At 63.7% G+C, this 15,324-nt stretch carries 13 protein-coding genes; 12 read left to right on the top strand and 1 reads right to left on the bottom strand.

Features of this window, described 5'->3' with window-relative positions:
* Nucleotides 1-252: 252 nt before the first annotated feature.
* The 3 genes from IC535_RS11690 (at nt 253) to IC535_RS11680 (ending at nt 6,183) form a co-directional block, all read left to right on the top strand.
* On the top strand, nt 253-4,761 hold the full coding sequence (locus IC535_RS11690) for an RHS repeat-associated core domain-containing protein (RefSeq protein ID WP_228886191.1): 4,509 nt from the start codon (nt 253-255) through the stop codon (nt 4,759-4,761).
* Complete coding sequence (locus IC535_RS11685) at nt 4,746-5,204, top strand: hypothetical protein (RefSeq protein WP_228886192.1); 459 nt, start codon at nt 4,746-4,748, stop codon at nt 5,202-5,204. Before IC535_RS11690 ends, IC535_RS11685 begins: the two co-directional genes overlap by 16 nt.
* Before the next feature lie 484 nt (nt 5,205-5,688).
* Entirely contained in the window at nt 5,689-6,183 is a 495-nt protein-coding gene (locus tag IC535_RS11680) for a hypothetical protein (protein ID WP_228886193.1), read from the top strand.
* 6 nt (nt 6,184-6,189) lie between these two features.
* On the opposite strand, the gene IC535_RS11675 is transcribed toward IC535_RS11680, so the two are convergent.
* Nucleotides 6,190-6,876: a response regulator transcription factor gene (locus IC535_RS11675; RefSeq protein WP_267472983.1), complete on the bottom strand. Its 687-nt coding sequence runs from the start codon at nt 6,874-6,876 to the stop codon at nt 6,190-6,192.
* 530 nt (nt 6,877-7,406) lie between these two features.
* Between IC535_RS11675 and IC535_RS11670 the strand changes: the two genes are divergently transcribed.
* The 9 genes from IC535_RS11670 to IC535_RS11630 all read left to right on the top strand — a co-directional run bounded on the left by IC535_RS11670 (nt 7,407) and on the right by IC535_RS11630 (nt 15,324).
* Entirely contained in the window at nt 7,407-7,964 is a 558-nt protein-coding gene (locus tag IC535_RS11670) for a hypothetical protein (RefSeq protein WP_228886195.1), read from the top strand.
* A 176-nt stretch (nt 7,965-8,140) separates the two neighbouring features.
* The gene (locus IC535_RS11665; RefSeq protein ID WP_228886196.1) at nt 8,141-8,860 is read left to right on the top strand and encodes a response regulator transcription factor; all 720 of its coding nucleotides are present in this window, start codon (nt 8,141-8,143) and stop codon (nt 8,858-8,860) included.
* Nucleotides 8,861-9,093: 233 nt separating this feature from the next.
* On the top strand, nt 9,094-10,026 hold the full coding sequence (gene trbB / locus IC535_RS11660; RefSeq protein ID WP_228886197.1) for a P-type conjugative transfer ATPase TrbB: 933 nt from the start codon (nt 9,094-9,096) through the stop codon (nt 10,024-10,026).
* Nucleotides 10,027-10,035: 9 nt separating this feature from the next.
* Nucleotides 10,036-10,422 (top strand): TrbC/VirB2 family protein, encoded by a 387-nt coding sequence (locus IC535_RS11655; protein ID WP_228886198.1) that lies wholly within the window; start codon nt 10,036-10,038, stop codon nt 10,420-10,422.
* A gap of 2 nt (nt 10,423-10,424) precedes the next feature.
* Nucleotides 10,425-10,736, top strand: a complete 312-nt coding sequence (locus IC535_RS11650; protein ID WP_228886199.1) for a conjugal transfer protein TrbD — start codon at nt 10,425-10,427, stop codon at nt 10,734-10,736.
* Nucleotides 10,733-13,270 carry a VirB4 family type IV secretion/conjugal transfer ATPase gene (locus tag IC535_RS11645; RefSeq protein ID WP_228886200.1) on the top strand — a complete coding sequence of 846 codons (2,538 nt, stop codon included), beginning with the start codon at nt 10,733-10,735 and terminating at the stop codon, nt 13,268-13,270. The genes IC535_RS11650 and IC535_RS11645 overlap by 4 nt, the downstream gene beginning before the upstream one ends.
* Nucleotides 13,267-13,971 carry a VirB8/TrbF family protein gene (locus IC535_RS11640; protein WP_228886201.1) on the top strand — a complete coding sequence of 235 codons (705 nt, stop codon included), beginning with the start codon at nt 13,267-13,269 and terminating at the stop codon, nt 13,969-13,971. The genes IC535_RS11645 and IC535_RS11640 overlap by 4 nt, the downstream gene beginning before the upstream one ends.
* Before the next feature lie 10 nt (nt 13,972-13,981).
* Nucleotides 13,982-14,872, top strand: coding sequence for a P-type conjugative transfer protein TrbG (trbG, locus tag IC535_RS11635; protein ID WP_228886202.1), 891 nt, complete (start codon nt 13,982-13,984; stop codon nt 14,870-14,872).
* A gap of 2 nt (nt 14,873-14,874) precedes the next feature.
* Complete coding sequence (locus IC535_RS11630) at nt 14,875-15,324, top strand: hypothetical protein (protein ID WP_228886203.1); 450 nt, start codon at nt 14,875-14,877, stop codon at nt 15,322-15,324.

Here is a 15,324-nt window from a genome sequence, read left to right as displayed (position 1 = left end):
TGGTTTCTAGGTGGATATCGATATCGCGGGTGTGTGGCTACTGCTTATTTTTCTGTCATTGACCGTCCAGTGCGGAGGGTCAGTCAAGGGAACGGTCATGGAATGAAGGTATGGAGGATGTTTGGCTGGTGTGTGAGCTTGTGGTTTTTGAGTGGGAGCTCGGACGCATCGGCTGCCAACATCCCACCTTTGCTTGGGCCAGTGTGGGTGGCGCCTGCGTCGGGGTCGTTCGATACCCAGATAGGAGAGCTAATGCCATTCCCTGATGCTGAGTCGGCCGCTCGCGAAGGTCTTGCACGTCGTTGCGAAGCCGATCAGAACGTCAAATGCAAATTACTCAAAGTCGTCGAGAGGCTGGATCATCACCCTCAGTTGGGGGTAAGCCGGATACTTACTGCGGATATAGAATTCAATTACAGCTTTGATCCTATTGATGAGCCGCCGCGAGTAGGGCTCGATTGGTACATCGGAATGCGCCAAGCTTGGCAGTGTTCACCTGGGTACGTAGTGATTGCTTCGGGCATAGATATCGCTAACAACTCTTATCCCCCCGATGGGATCAGCGATAGCTACTTCTACTGCATGCCCTCTAACTCTGTACCGGTAGATACCGATCTCGGAGAGCCGCTGATCGGCAGTGGTGCAATGGATGCAGTCTGCACACGTCCAGTCGACTCGGGATACGTCGGTAATCCGATCCACGCTGGCACGTTCAATAAGTTCGCACAAGTTGTAGATATTGATGCTCCCTCCGCCCTCCGCTGGGTGCGCTACTACAACAGTGGCAGTTTCCGCAGGGGCACCGACTGGGGGGTGGCGCCAATACTCGCGCGCATTGGAAGCCGCTGGCGGCATGGCTACGATCTGCAGGTCATTCAGACTGAGTACTGGTCGAGTGACGCCAATGCGTACCGGTCGGCAATCAAGCTAGTGCGCGCAGACGGTGGGATACGCATATTCCATGAGGTTGATGGCAGATATATAGCACAGAACGCCGATGAAACTGTATTGAGTAAGCTGGCCGATGGCGGTTGGATTCACGTAGATGTCGACGAGAAACTCGAGCACTATTCACCGGATGGGCGCCTGTTGATGATTGAAGACCGTAATGGCAATGCAACGCGATTGGCCTATAGCACTCCTGATACAGCGGCGGAGGTCGCGGCAGGCCATAGCGGCTTGTTGATTGGTGTGAGTGATCAGCAAGGGCGGGCATTGAGCATCGCTTACGATGCCTCTGGCAGGGTCGCACGTGTGACCGGAGCGGCAGGTACTGTGGTCAGTTATGGGTATGACGAAATCGATGGCGTGGGCTTGGAGGCGGACTTGGTAGCAGTCAGCCAAGCCGACGGCACTACATTGACGTATCGCTACAACGAGCCAGACTTCACAAGTGGAAAGGCAATGCCGCATGCGCTGACTGGCATCATCGACGAGCAGGGCGCGCGCTACGCTACCTATCGCTATGCCTTCGCAGGCCAGGCGCTCGGCAGCGAACATGCCGGCGGTGCGGATGCTGTGCATCTGGAAATGGATTACAGTGGCACCACAGTATTCAACGCGCTAGAAGGGCAGCAGGAGTATCGCTTCTCACCTGTCCGCGGCTACACGCGCTTGATTGAGGTACAACGTTCCTCCACTACCGGCTCGCCCTCTGCCGCCCGTTACCTCGAATATGACAAGCATGGCACGATCAGCCAGCGCACTGGTTTTGGCGACAGTATTACCCGCTACCAATACGAACATACCGACAACAATAGCGGCCGACCGCTGGAAACCTCCCGCACCGAGGCAGCGGGTACAGCAGCAGAACGCACGATCACCACCGACTGGCATCCCAGCCTGCGCCTGCCCACCCGCATCCATTGGCTACCTACCGCCGATACCGGCGGGCGCCAGCTCGAGCGCGAATACGATGGCGCTGGCAACATGGTGCTGCAGCGCTGGATCGATGATGCCGCCCCCGCCGCAACGCGGATTACCCAATACACCTATGACGACACCGGTCGCCCGCTCAGCGTGGATGGGCCGCGTACCGACGTCGCCGATCGGACCCAGTTCCGCTATTACCCACAGGACGCCGCCGGCTGCGCGGATTCCGCATTGGCTTGTGACCATCGCAAGGGTGACCTCTGGCAGATGGAAAACGCGCTGGGCCAGGTGACCGAAATACTGGCCTACGATGGTGCTGGCCGTGCATTGCGCGTGAGCGACCCCAACGGCGTGCTCACCGAATACGCCTACCACGCGCGTGGCGGACTGAGCCGCATTACCGTCCGTGGCGCCACCGCAGCGACAGACCGGAACACGTTGATCAGCTATTGGCCTACCGGCCAGGTGCAGCGTGTCACCGAATCCGACGGTGGCAGTGTCACCTATCTCTACGATGCAGCACAGCGCCTGACCGATGTTGCCGACAGCGCCGGCAACAGCCTCCATTACACCCTGGACAACGCGGGTAACCGCATCAAGCAGGATATCGTCGACAGTGATGGTGTGCTGCGGCATACCTTGTCCCGGGTGCATAACAATCTCAGCCAGCTGATCGCCCTGAAGGACGCTGACGAGAACGCCAGCACCTACACCTACGACGCCAATGGCAACCCGGCAAGCGTCACCGATGCCCTGCAGCGCAAAAGCACGTTGCAGCACGATCCGCTCGATCGCCAGCTTCGTGGCGTAGAGGATGCCAGCGGTGTCGCGGCCAGCATCGAGGCGCGCTACACGGCAACAGACCAGGTCGCCCAGGTCACCGATCCCAAAGGCCTGTCCACCACCTATACGTACAATGGTTTCGGCGATCTGATCGGCCAGGTCAGCCCGGACAGTGGTGAGACCACCTATGGCATTGATGCTGCAGGCAACCGCAACACCCGTACCGACGCCCGTGGCGTGACCGCCACCTACCACTACGACGCCCTCAACCGCCTGACCGGCATCGCCTATCCGGACCCCAACCTGGATGTCGGCTACAGCTACGACCATGCACCGGTCGTATGCGCCGCGGATGAGCAGTTTTCCAAGGGGCGGCTGAGCAAGGTCCTGCACGCCGGTGGCAGCACCGAGTACTGCCACGACCGCTTCGGCCAGCTCACCCGCAAGCTGCAGACCGTCAATGGCGTGACCACCACGCTGCGCTATTCCTATACCGCAGCAGGCCGCCTGGCTGGCATGACCTATCCCGATGGCAGTGTGGTCGACTATGCCCGCAACAATGTGGGACAGATCAGTGCAATTGGTTTGACCCGCCCCGGCCACGCCCGGCAGGTCGTGCTCAGCCAGGTAAGCCATGCGCCATTTGGCCCTGCCACCGGCTGGACCTACGGCAATGGCCGCCAGTTGCAGCGGCTGCTCGACCTCAACTACCGCCCGCTGGCGGTTCGAGACCCAGCCGCCGGTGGGCTGTGGCTGAGCTATGGCTATGATCCGGTTGGCGCCATCACCGACCTGAAGGACGGTGATGGCAGCACGCCCTTGGTCAAGTACGGCTACGACACACTGGGCCGCCTGACCCACGCCAAAGACGGGGCTACCGGCACCGCGATTGAAACCTACGCCTACGACGCCACCGGCAACCGCACGGCACTGACGACCGCGGCGGGCACTGCCAGCTATACCTACCCAGCCGACAGTCATCGACTGACCGCTGTGGATGCGCAGGCACGCAGCCATGACGCGGCGGGCAACACCACGGGCATTGGCGACAGGGAGTTCAGCTACAACGACGCCAATCGCATGGACGCGGTCAAGCAGGGCGGTGCCGTCATGGAAAGCTATGGCTACAACCACAAGGGCGAGCGGGTGCTACGTGCGCCTGCATCCGCGGATGCACAGGTCACCGTGTATGACGAGGCGGGGCGATGGGTCGGAAACTACGGCCCTAACGGGCAGCAGCAGCAGGCCATCTGGCTGGACAACCATCCGGTTGCGCTGATCAACACGCCGAGCGCTGGCGTGCCTGAAGTGGCCTACATCCAGCCGGATCACCTGGGCACCCCGCGCGTGGTGATCGATCCGGCGCGCGATGTGGCGATCTGGGCGTGGAGCAGCAAGAGCGAGGTGTTTGGTAATCAGGTCCCGAACGAGGACCCCGATCGGGACGGCGTGGATTACGAGCTGGCGCTGCGCTTCCCGGGGCAACAGGCGACCGATGCCAGTGGGATGTTCTACAACTATCAGCGGGAATATGAGGCGCTTACAGGGAGATACTCGCAGAGTGATCCGATTGGACTTGAGGGAGGCATCTCGACGTATGCTTACGCGGCGGGGCGCCCCACTGTGTTTGTCGATCCGCTTGGCTTGGAAGGGGTTGGCTACTGGAACAATGGGGAAATGAGCAGCATTACGGGATATGTGGCTGCCAGCAGTTGCGAGAGCGAGGCCGCAGCTGATCTCTTGGTTGATCTAGTGCCGATTACTGCCATGGCATCATTTGCGTTGGATGTTGCTGGCGTTGACTTCAACTTCTATGAGCCTCCATATGTCCAGTTTGGCGAATATGGTGTGAAAACACCTTTCGCCGCGGCCGGTCATGCTGCTGATGCTGTCGCGTCTCGGGCTGAGGCCAAGGCGGTAAGACAGCTTCAACGGGCAACCGAGGCCGGGATTCATTATTCCGTGGCCAACGGTCGGCGCAATCGGGCAGCGGCGAGCATGAGCAAAGCCGGCATCATTCGAGGTGGTGCGAAATTTCTTGGCCCGCTGGGTGCTTTTGTCAACTACAGGGAAAACTTCAACAAATGCCAATGTCAGGCGAAGTGATCTTTGTCAGGTTCTTTAAGGGCGTGCTTGTGCTGGGTGCGGTCTATATTTTCATTGGGTTGGCCCGTTTCATGGTCGAGATGACCTGTCCGCTGAATGGTTACCCGGCAGTTGTCATGTGGGGTTGGCTCCTGGCGCTGGTGGCATTGCTCGCCTACACAAAAATTGACTTTATGTCTGTGGGCTTGTTTGGCGTGAGCCTGTTGACTGTTCGTGTGATAGCCGGATCGGTTTCTGCCGCTGTTGCTGCGCTGGCTGTGCTTGTGGGGATCTGGAATGCTGACTGTGAGGTCTCGCCCGGCGTAGTTGTTTTTCCGGCTGCACTTCTGATTTTCTATGCGGCCTTCGTTATTGCGCTGTTGTTTGGTGATCGGTATCTTGGCGTGCTTCGAAAAATTGTGCGCCTTGGCATCAAGCCATTTGATCCATCCCGTGTTTCCTAGCTGCATGGCGTGCGGAAATCGCCTTGAAGGCAGGCCCCTCGATGTGAAGATGTCCAGCTGATTGAGCGTCCAGTGCCGCCGTGGGGCGTATCCAGTGCCGTTCGGAGCGCAGAGGAATGAGGCGTTGTTTGTCCTGTTTGGCAGGCCCGTGCTTGAACTCTTCATCGGCCTGATTGGGATCGGGGAGGCATTTCATTGATGCCGATAGCGACATCGATTGCGCGCTGGGACGGCAACAACGGGCTGAGCATCAGCCCACTTGCGACGAATGCGCCATCTCGATTGACGTCAACTGAAAACGATTGCATACGACGCGGTGAATCGCGCAGCCATTAGTCATTCAAACACTGTGTTGGCCGTGACGGCGCGCCGATCCTAGGATTGGCGCCACTGCTCCAATTTGCCATCGATGTCATCGCAACCGCGGGCCAACGGCCCGGGCACTGCGACGAGGTTGCGACGGCGCGCGAGGAGTACTTCCTTTTTGTCACCGATGGTGTCCACGATGAAACAGCATCTTCTGCTGTGCGCAGTGATGGTCCTGGTGGTCGCCTGCGCTGGCGAACCTTCCGCCGGGGATGCGTATCTCTCCCCACAGCAGGAGGCGGCAGTGCTGGCGGCGGCAAAAACCGGCGACCTGCCGTCGATCAAGCGCTTGATCGCCCACTTCGAAGCCAATGGTGACGTGCGCAATGCCGCCGGCCCGTGGCGCGAGCGTGCGCGCAAGGCGGGCGACCCGGCCGAGTTGTACCACCATGCGGCGCTGCAGTTCGTGGCCTCGCAGGAAGAGCCGGAGCCGGCGTTGCGCCGGCAGATGCTGGAAGACGCGCTGACCTCGGCCCGTGACGCCAGTGCGGTGGATCCCACCGCGCAATCGCTCACCGATCAGATTGAACTGGCACTGCGGAATGCACCGCTGCCGGCTCCGGAACCGGAGCCGGAGCCGAAAAAGACGCCGGAGAAAAAGCCGAAGCAGTAGCGCCGGCTAGCGCTCCGACCCCGATTCCGGTTCCCCGCCCAGCACCCGGTACACCAGCGGGGCCAGCCGGAACAGGTCGGCATCGCCGTGCAGGCCGAGCTTGCGATAGGCGCTGCGCTTCTGGGTACTGATGGTCTTTTCGCTGAGGCCCTGACGCTCGGCCAGCGCCGATACTGAATCGCCGGCCAGGCTGTGGCGCAGGACATCGCGCTCGCGCGGGCTCAGCTGCCGGTCCGTGCCGAACCAGTCCTGGTCGGCTTGGGACAGGTAGCGATGGTTGCCGGCCACCCTGAGGATCGCCTCGATCAGTACGGGCCAGTCGACGGTCTTGCATACGTAGCCATGCGCGCCGGCGCGCAGGGCGGCGTCGACGATCAATGCACTGTGGTGGGCCGACACCACCAGGATGCGCATCTGCGGGTGGTGCGTGCGCAGAAGGGCGATCAACTGGCAACCGTCGATTTCATCCCTGGTCAGGCAGTAGTCCATCAGCAGCACGTCCACCGGGCGGGTCGCCAGGCTTTCCAGCAGCGCGCGGCTGCCGGTCCACGCGCCGACGACGGCCATGTCGTCGCGTTCGCGCAGCTTGATGGACATGCCATGCAGGACGACCTGATGGTCATCCAGCAAGGCCAGGCCGATGGGGCGAGGGGGGGGCGTGGGAACGGCCGGAACGGGAATGGGAGTGGTCATGCTTGCAGGCGCTGCCGCGGACGTGGGGGAGGGGCCGATAGCGTGTGCGGTCGGTCGTGGAAAATCACGCTAGCCGGCAGGATGTGAGTGCCATGTCATGATTATGTCGCGAAAAACCTGTTATGTCCGGACGCATGCAGTAAACCGGATTGCACGGCGGGCGAAAGGCGGATGACGCTCGAGTTTTCGTGGTCTGCGATGTCGTGTTCGACACTATGGATAACTGCTGGCGTAACGATATTCCTGTCGACGGTGCCGGTTTTGCGTGCTGCAGGTAGGGCGGGAACTAAATGCAATACCTGTATTCCTAAAAGCGCTTCTATCGCCCAGTGCGTACCTGAAAATGTGATCTGCATCGACTGCGCTGGCTTGACCGACTACGCGCGATTGAACGTAAATCCGTTGCGTCGGTGTTGTTGCGCTGGCCCTGGCAAGCGGCGGTCGTGCCGTTTGCCGACGTTTGGCCTGCGCCATGGCGCAGGCCCGCTGCTCCGCCAATCCGCTGGTTTCCCGTACAAAGGAGTTCAAGAATGTTGCCTTTCCCTTCCCGTGTATCCCGCCGCGTGCAGTGGCTGCTGCCGGCGCTGCTGGCCCTGGCCCCGGTCGTGCACGCCGGTGATGACATCGATCTGGGCGATCCGGACCTGCCGCAGAACAAGGCGCCGGAAATCACTCCGGGCGAGATGAACGCCTTCGTCAGCGCTACGCTGGCCGGCGCCAGCATGGAGGCCTACCTGGCGCGGCAGAATGCGTCGGGCATCGATGAAATCGACAACTACCAGGGGCGCCCGGAGAGCGAGATTGACGCCGCATGGCGCTACAGCGCCCGTGGCCAGGAATATGCCAGCGAAAGCGAGGTCGTCCAGGCCATCCGGGCCACCTACGCATCCTCTGAGCAATGTGCGCCGACCGAACTGTCCGATGTCCAGTGGACTCCGTTGAGTGGCGGCGGTGGTGTCCACGCAACCGAGTCGGCCAAGGTCGGCTATGTGATGCATCGTTACCATCCGGAGATGGGCCGTTGCGTGGCCACCGAATCGGTCGCGCTGGCCTCGCGCAGCCGCAGTGGCACGCCCGAACGGTACTGAGCCGCCCGGCGATCCCGGCCGGTGCCGGCGGCAGTGGACCGGGTCGGTCGGCCGCGCCGACCCATTGCGGCCCGCGCCGGGTCACGGCATCGTATGTCATGTTCAGCCCTTCCCGCCGCGCTGCTCTCCGCCCTGCGGCGGGAAGGGCGGCGCGCCTCATATACAGGAGCAGTCGGTTGGATCAGGTCGCTGACGTCGAGCTTGTCCGCACTCGCCCCGCCGCGCCGGCCTCCAGCCGCGGCAGTGCATGCGTCACACTGAGTCTGCTCGACCACCGGGTGCTGGTCCGCGCGGGCGTGGCGGCCGGTCTTGCCGCGGAACCCGGGTTGCGCGTCATGGCCGGGTTCGGCAATGTGCGCGCGCTGCTGGATGCCGATCCCGGGCAGCTGGGGCAGGTGATCCTGAGCAACTACGTGCTTGGCGACGACGCCCTCGATGGCATTGCGATGATCCGGCTGCTGCGCGCGGAACGGCCACAGCAGCGGGTGCTGATATCGACTGCGGCGGCCGGCCCCGGGCTGGTTGCCATGGCGCTGCGTGCCGGCGCCGACGGGGTGGTCAGCGACACCCGGCCGCAGCATGAGCTGGTCGACGCGATCCAGGCCGTTGCCGCCGGGCAGACCCACATCGCGCGCGATCCGGCGCAGCCCTGGCCGGCCTCGGCGTATCGGCCCGGGGATATCCACGCGCCGCTGATGGTGCTGGAACACCCGTGGCTGACCGATCACGAACGCGAGGTCCTGCGCTGCTCCCTGGCCGGGCTACCGGTGATCCGTATCGCCGCCAAGCTGGGCCGCAGTGCGCATACGATCAGCACGCAAAAGCGCACCGCGTTCCGCAAGCTGGACATCCACAGCGATTTCGACCTGTTCGGCCTGCTCCGGCGCGGCCCTTGAGCCGCTCCGCCGCGCGCCAGTCGGCCTGCGCCGCTTGACTATCGCGGTCGGCTAGGAAAATCGCCATGACCTTTCGGGGTGGGCCTAAAGACCTGCCTTCCGCCCGTCCCTAGGATTCACCGGCCTTGCTGGCGGCAGTTGTGCGCCGGCTCCCCCGTGTTCCCAAGGACCCTCCCCATACCATGCACGGCACTGTCGCCACTGCACCGCCCGCGCTTGCCGAAACGGTAACGATGGCATCGCGCGCCAAGGGCAAGCTGCGCCGCGACCTCGGCGAAGGCCTGCTCGCGGCGATCAGCGACCCGTGCACCATCGAGGTAATGCTCAACGCCGATGGCCGCCTGTGGCAGGAGCGGCTGGGCGAGCCGATGCGCTGCATCGGGGTGATGGGCCAGCAGCAGGCCGAGGCGGTGATCAAGACCGTGGCCGGTTTCCATGGGCTGGAGATCACCCGCGACCGGCCGATGCTGGAAGCCGAGTTCCCGCTGGATGGCTCGCGCTTTGCCGCGCAGCTGCCGCCGGTGGTGAGCGCGCCGACCTTCGCGTTACGCAAGAAGGCGGTGCGGGTGATGGATCTGGACGACTATGTCGACAACGGCGTGATGAGCCCGGCCCAGCATGCGGCGATCACCGAGGCGGTGCGGGCGCATCACAACATCCTGGTGGTCGGCGGTACCGGCTCGGGCAAGACCACGCTGGTCAACGCGATCATCCACCAGATGGTGCAGTGCGATCCCGAGGAACGCATCTTCATCATCGAAGACACCGGCGAGATCCAGTGCTCGGCCGAGAACTTCGTGCAGTACCACACCACCGCGCAGGTCGGCATGACCGGGCTGCTGCGGGCCTCGCTGCGCATGCGCCCGGACCGGATCCTGGTCGGCGAGGTGCGCGGACCGGAAGCGCTCGATCTGCTGATGGCCTGGAACACCGGCCATGAAGGCGGCGCCGCCACCCTGCATGCCAACAGTGCGCTGTCGGCGCTGAACCGGCTGTCGATGCTGGTCAGCATGCACCCCGATTCGCCGACGCAGATCGAACCGCTGATCGGCGACTGCGTGCACCTGATCGTGCATATCGAACGCGCTGGGCATGGGCGTCGCATCAACCAGCTGATTCGTGTCCTGGGATACGAGAACGGCCACTACCAACTGCAAACCCTTTAAGGAGCTGTAATGAACATTGCGTCTGTGATTTCGAATAACCGTGCGTGGCTGGTGATGGCGGTGCTCCTGATGGCAGCGCTGGTACTGCCAATGGATGCGTTTGCCAGTAGCTCCTCCGATATGCCCTATGAGAATGGCTTGAACATACTCAGGGAATCCATCACGGGCCCGGTGGCTTTTACCATATCGGTCATCGGTGTCGTCGCGGCCGGGGCGATGTTGATTTTCGGTGGTGACATGAATGGCTTCATGCGCTCAATGGTCTTCTTGATCCTGGTGATCGGTCTGATCGTCAGTGCAGCGGCCATCATGGAAAAAATGTTTGGCAAGAGCGCCGCCGTTGTCGAAGCGGGATCCAGTGTCGCCGCCTCGCTCATGCATCAAGGTCTTTGCTGAGCATGGCCCTGCGCCGCATCCCGATCCGCCGCGCCGGTAATCGCCACAACCTGTTCATGGGCGGCGATCGCGAGCTGGTGATGATGTCCGGCCTGCTGGCGGTGGTGCTGATCTTCAGCGCGATGTCCCTGTATGCCGCGGTGGTGGGGGTTGCGCTGTGGTTCGTCGCCCTGTTCCTGCTGCGCCTGATGGCCAAGTCCGATCCACGCATGCGTTACACCTACCTGCGCAATCGCCGCTACCAGGCGTACTACGCGCCGCGTTCCACCCCCTTCCGTATCAATACTCCTGCACAGGGCAAGCAATACACATGATCGTCATGCTGACCACGGCGCTGGCCATCCTCGGCGGCCTGCTGGTGCTGCTGCTGTTCCTGCAGGCGCAGCGCGCGCAGGCGGCCGACCGGCTGTCGCGGCATCGCTCGGGCGCGGCCGGCCTGGCCGACCTGCTCAACCACGCCGCCGTGGTCGAAGACGGCGTGATCATCTGCAAGAGCGGTGCGCTGTGCGCGGCCTGGCTGTATCGTGGCGAAGACATCGCCAGCAGCACCGACCAGCAGCGCGAGGCGCTCTCGCAGCGCCTGAATCAGGCGTTCTCGCGGCTGGGCAGCGGCTGGATGATCCATGTCGACGCGGTGCGCCAGCAGGCGCCCGGCTATACCAGCGAGGCCGCCTCGCATTTCCCGGACCCGGTCAGCGCGGCCATCGATGAAGAGCGCCGCCGCCTGTTCGAAGGGCTTGGCGTGATGTACGAAGGCTACTTCGTGCTGACCGTGACCTACTTCGCCCCGACCCTGGCCCAGCGCAAGTTCGTCGAGCTGATGTTCGACGACGACAACGTGGTGGCCGGCAGCAAGGAAACCACCGAGCGCCTGCTGGAGTACTTCCGCCGCGAATGCACTTCGCTGGAATCGCGGCTGTCCTCGGCGGTGCAGCTGCGCCGGCTGAAGGCGGTGGTCAGCACCGACGAGACCGGCAGGAAGATCACCCACGACGACTTCCTACGCTGGCTGCACAGCTGCGTGACCGGGATCGACCAGCCGCTGCGCCTGCCGGACCTGCCGATCTACCTGGACGCGCTGATCGGCGGCCAGGAACTGTGGACCGGGGTGGTGCCCAAACTCGGCCGCCACTTCATCCAGGTGGTGTCGATCGAAGGCTTCCCGATGGAGTCCAGCCCGGGCATGCTCGGCGCGCTGGCCGAACTGCAGTGCCAGTACCGCTGGTCCAACCGCTTCATCTTCATGGACCCGCACGAGGCGGTGAAGCACCTGGAAAGCTACCGCAAGAAGTGGCGGCAGAAGGTCCGCGGCTTCTTTTCGCAGGTGTTCAATACCAACAATGGCACCGTCGACCAGGACGCGCTGATGATGGTCGCCGACGCCGAGGCGGCGATCGCCGAGGTCAACAGCGGCATGGTCGCGCAGGGCTACTACACCAGCGTGGTGGTGTTGATGGACGAAGACCGCGAGCGCCTGGAGCAGTCCGCGCGCCAGGTCGAGAAGGTCATCAACGCGCTGGGTTTCGTGGCCCGCATCGAAACCATCAACACCATGGATGCGTTCCTCGGCAGCGTGCCCGGGCATGGCGTGGAGAACGTCCGCCGGCCGCTGCTCAATACCATGAACCTGGCCGACCTGTTGCCCACCAGTACCATCTGGCCGGGCGAGAACCACGCGCCGTGCCCGATGTACCCGGCCAATTCGCCGGCGCTGATGAGCTGCGTGACCCAGGGCGCCACCCCGTTCCGGCTCAACCTGCACGTGCGCGATGTTGGCCACAGCTTCATCTTCGGGCCGATCGGTGCCGGCAAGTCGACCCATCTGGGGCTGATCGCCGCGCAGCTGCGGCGCTACCCAGGCATGTCGCTGTACTGCTTCGACAAGGGCATGTCGATGTTCGCGCTGGCCGCGGCCTGCGGCGGCGACCACTACAACATCGGTGACGACGAGGGCTGCTTGGCGTTCTGCCCGCTGCAGTTCCTGCAGACCAAGGCCGACCGCGCCTGGGCATTGGAGTGGATCGACACCATGCTGGCGTTGAATGGCTTGCAGAGCAGCGCCGCGCAGCGCAACGAGATCGGCAATGCGCTCAACAGCATGAACGATAGCGGTGCGCGCACCCTGAGCGAGTTCTGCCTGACCATCCAGGACCGCGAGGTGCGCGAAGCGCTGGAGCAGTACACCGGCGAAGGCACCATGGGCCATCTGCTGGACGCCGAAGAGGATGCGCTGGCACTGTCGAGCTTCACCGTGTTCGAGATCGAGGAGCTGCTCAACATGGGCGAGCGCTTCGCGCTGCCGGTGCTGCTGTACCTGTTCCGTCGCATCGAACGTTCGCTACACGGCCAGCCCACCGCGATCATCCTCGACGAGGCCTGGCTGATGCTCGGCCACCCGGTGTTCCAGGCCAAGATCCGCGAGTGGCTCAAGGTGCTGCGCAAGAGCAACTGCCTGGTGCTGATGGCCACCCAGAGCCTGAGCGATGCGGTCAACTCCGGCATCCTCGATGTAATCCTGGAATCGACCGCGACCAAGATCTTCCTGCCCAACGTGCATGCGCGCGACGAGGAGGCGTCGGCGTTGTACCGGCGCATGGGCCTGAACCCGCGGCAGATCGAGATCCTCGCCAGCGCGGTGCCCAAGCGCCACTACTACTACGTTTCCGAACTGGGCCGGCGTCTGTACGACCTCGCTCTGGGCCCGGTCGCGCTGGCCTTCATCGGCAGCAGCGACCGGGAATCGATCGCGGTGATCAAGGCCCTGCGCCAGCGCCACGGCGATGCCTGGGTGCACGAATGGGCGCAGCTCAAGGGCTTCAGCCTCCACGACTATGGAATGCAACGATGACACAGAACTCCAGCCCGGCGCCCGATCCCAACGCCGCAGCCAATCCCTACCTGGCCTCGCGCCGCGCCTGGAACGCGCACGTCGGTGCGCTTGCCGCCTCGCGGCGGATCTGGCAGATGGTTGGCCTGATCGCGCTGCTGATCGTGCTGGCCTGCGTGGGAGGGCTGATCCATATCGGCAGCCAGTCCAAGTGGGTGCCGTACGTGGTCGAAGTGGACAAGCTCGGCCAACCGCTGGCGGTGAACGTGGCCGACCACGCCAGCGACGCCGATCCGCGCGTGGTGCGCTCGGCGCTGGCCGGCTTCATCAGCGACCTGCGCACGGTCACCCCGGACGCCGCGCTGCAACGCAAGGCCATTCTGCGCGCCTACGCGTTGCTGGACACCGACGCGGCCGCCGCGCAGAAGACCAATGACTGGTTCAACGGTGCCGGCAACGTCAACCCGTTCAAGCGCGCGGCCACCGAAACGGTCAGCGTGCAGATCGACGCGATCCTGCCGCAGAGCGGCGACTCGTGGCAGGTCGACTGGGTCGAGAGCGTGTACGACCGCAGCGGCAAGCTGATCTCCGGTCCGACCCGGATGCGCGCGGTGGTCAACGTAAAGCTCACCAACCAGCCCTCCGATGCCAGCGAACAGCAGCTGCGCGACAACCCGCTGGGCATTTTCATCACCGACTTCTCGTGGTCCAAGCAGATCTGAGTGAACTGATATGAAACTTCTTCCCCTGTTGATCGCGCTGGCCCTGTTGCCCGGCGCCCCCCTCCTGGCCGCCGAGCCGACCGCCCTGCAGCAGCTGCTGGACGCGCCGGAACCGCCGCTGTCCCAGCAGGCTCGCGCCGCAGTGGCATTGGCCAAAAAGTGGCAGAGCAACCCGGCCAGCCGCGCCGAACCGGTGCCCTCGGCCGATGGCGCGATCCGCTTCCTGTTCGGGGCCGGCCAGCCGACCGTGGTATGCGCGGTGATGCAGGTCTGCGACGTCGAACTGCAGCCGGGCGAAGTGGTCAACTCGGTGCACCTGGGCGACTCGGTGCGCTGGCTGGTGGAGCCGGCGCTGACCGGCGCCGGCCCCAATGCACTGCAGCACCTGATCATCAAGCCGCTGGACGTGGGCCTGGATACCTCGTTGGTGGTCACCACCAACCGGCGCACCTATCACCTCAACCTGCGCTCGCACCGCAGCGAGTTCCTGCCGCGGGTCGGCTTCATCTATGGCGATGAAGTGGCCGCCCGCTGGGCCGCGCTCAAGCAGGTGCAGACCCAGGAGCGCCAGGCGCGCACCATTCCGGCCACCGGTGAGTACCTGGGCAACCTGGACTTCAACTACAGCTTGAGCGGCAGCGCGCCATGGAAGCCGTCGCGGGTCTACAACGACGGCACCAAGACCATCATCGAGATGCCGCGCGAAATGGCCCAGACCGAAGCGCCGACCCTGCTGGCGATCCGTGCCAACGGTTCGCCGCGCGGCAAGGACGAAACCACCCTGGTCAACTACCGACTGCAGGGCAACCGCTACATCGTCGACACCGTGCTTGACCACGCCATCCTGGTCACCGGGGTCGGCCGCGGCCAGACCAAGATCACCATCCGGCGGGGGCGTTGAGCATGCGCGCGACCACCCACTTGTGCGTGCTGCTGGTCGGCGGGTTGCTGTCGGCCTGTGCGGTCACCCCGCGCGTGCCCGGCACGGCCAGCGCGGCCAGCGTGCCCGATGGCGTGGGCAGCGTTGCTGCCGACGCCGTGCAGTTGCTGCAGGGCCGCTATCCACCGGGCGCCACCTACTGGACGTTGGCGCGTCCGGCCAGGGACGGGTTCGGGGTAGCGCTGGTCGACACCCTGCGGCGCCAAGGCTATGCCGTACAGGAAGCCAGCGCATCGCGTGGCAAGCCGCAGCCGGCGCCCGCCGGCCCGACCCTGGACTACGTATTCGAACCGGTCGACGCCGGCGTGTACCGGCTGACCTTGCAGATTGGCACGCGCAGCATGTCGCGCGCCTACATGGCCGCGGGCAATGGCCGGATGCAGCCGGCCGGCGCCTGGTCGCACAAGGAGTAA

The sequence above is a fragment of the Stenotrophomonas rhizophila genome (assembly GCF_020857975.1).
Lineage (GTDB): Bacteria > Pseudomonadota > Gammaproteobacteria > Xanthomonadales > Xanthomonadaceae > Stenotrophomonas > Stenotrophomonas rhizophila_C.
The sequence above is the reverse complement of the archived record's forward strand: the minus strand, read 5'-3'. Positions and strand labels throughout refer to the sequence as shown.

Coding starts and splice junctions, on each gene's coding strand:
- IC535_RS11685 (WP_228886192.1), top strand. CDS start 4,746: ATGTCAGGCGAAGTGATCTTTGTCAGGTTCTTTAAGGGCGTGCTTGTG.
- trbG (WP_228886202.1), top strand. CDS start 13,982: ATGAAACTTCTTCCCCTGTTGATCGCGCTGGCCCTGTTGCCCGGCGCC.
- IC535_RS11670 (WP_228886195.1), top strand. CDS start 7,407: ATGTTGCCTTTCCCTTCCCGTGTATCCCGCCGCGTGCAGTGGCTGCTG.
- IC535_RS11650 (WP_228886199.1), top strand. CDS start 10,425: ATGGCCCTGCGCCGCATCCCGATCCGCCGCGCCGGTAATCGCCACAAC.
- IC535_RS11675 (WP_267472983.1), bottom strand. CDS start 6,876: ATGACCACTCCCATTCCCGTTCCGGCCGTTCCCACGCCCCCCCCTCGC.
- IC535_RS11630 (WP_228886203.1), top strand. CDS start 14,875: ATGCGCGCGACCACCCACTTGTGCGTGCTGCTGGTCGGCGGGTTGCTG.
- trbB (WP_228886197.1), top strand. CDS start 9,094: ATGGCATCGCGCGCCAAGGGCAAGCTGCGCCGCGACCTCGGCGAAGGC.
- IC535_RS11690 (WP_228886191.1), top strand. CDS start 253: ATGCCATTCCCTGATGCTGAGTCGGCCGCTCGCGAAGGTCTTGCACGT.
- IC535_RS11645 (WP_228886200.1), top strand. CDS start 10,733: ATGATCGTCATGCTGACCACGGCGCTGGCCATCCTCGGCGGCCTGCTG.
- IC535_RS11655 (WP_228886198.1), top strand. CDS start 10,036: ATGAACATTGCGTCTGTGATTTCGAATAACCGTGCGTGGCTGGTGATG.
- IC535_RS11640 (WP_228886201.1), top strand. CDS start 13,267: ATGACACAGAACTCCAGCCCGGCGCCCGATCCCAACGCCGCAGCCAAT.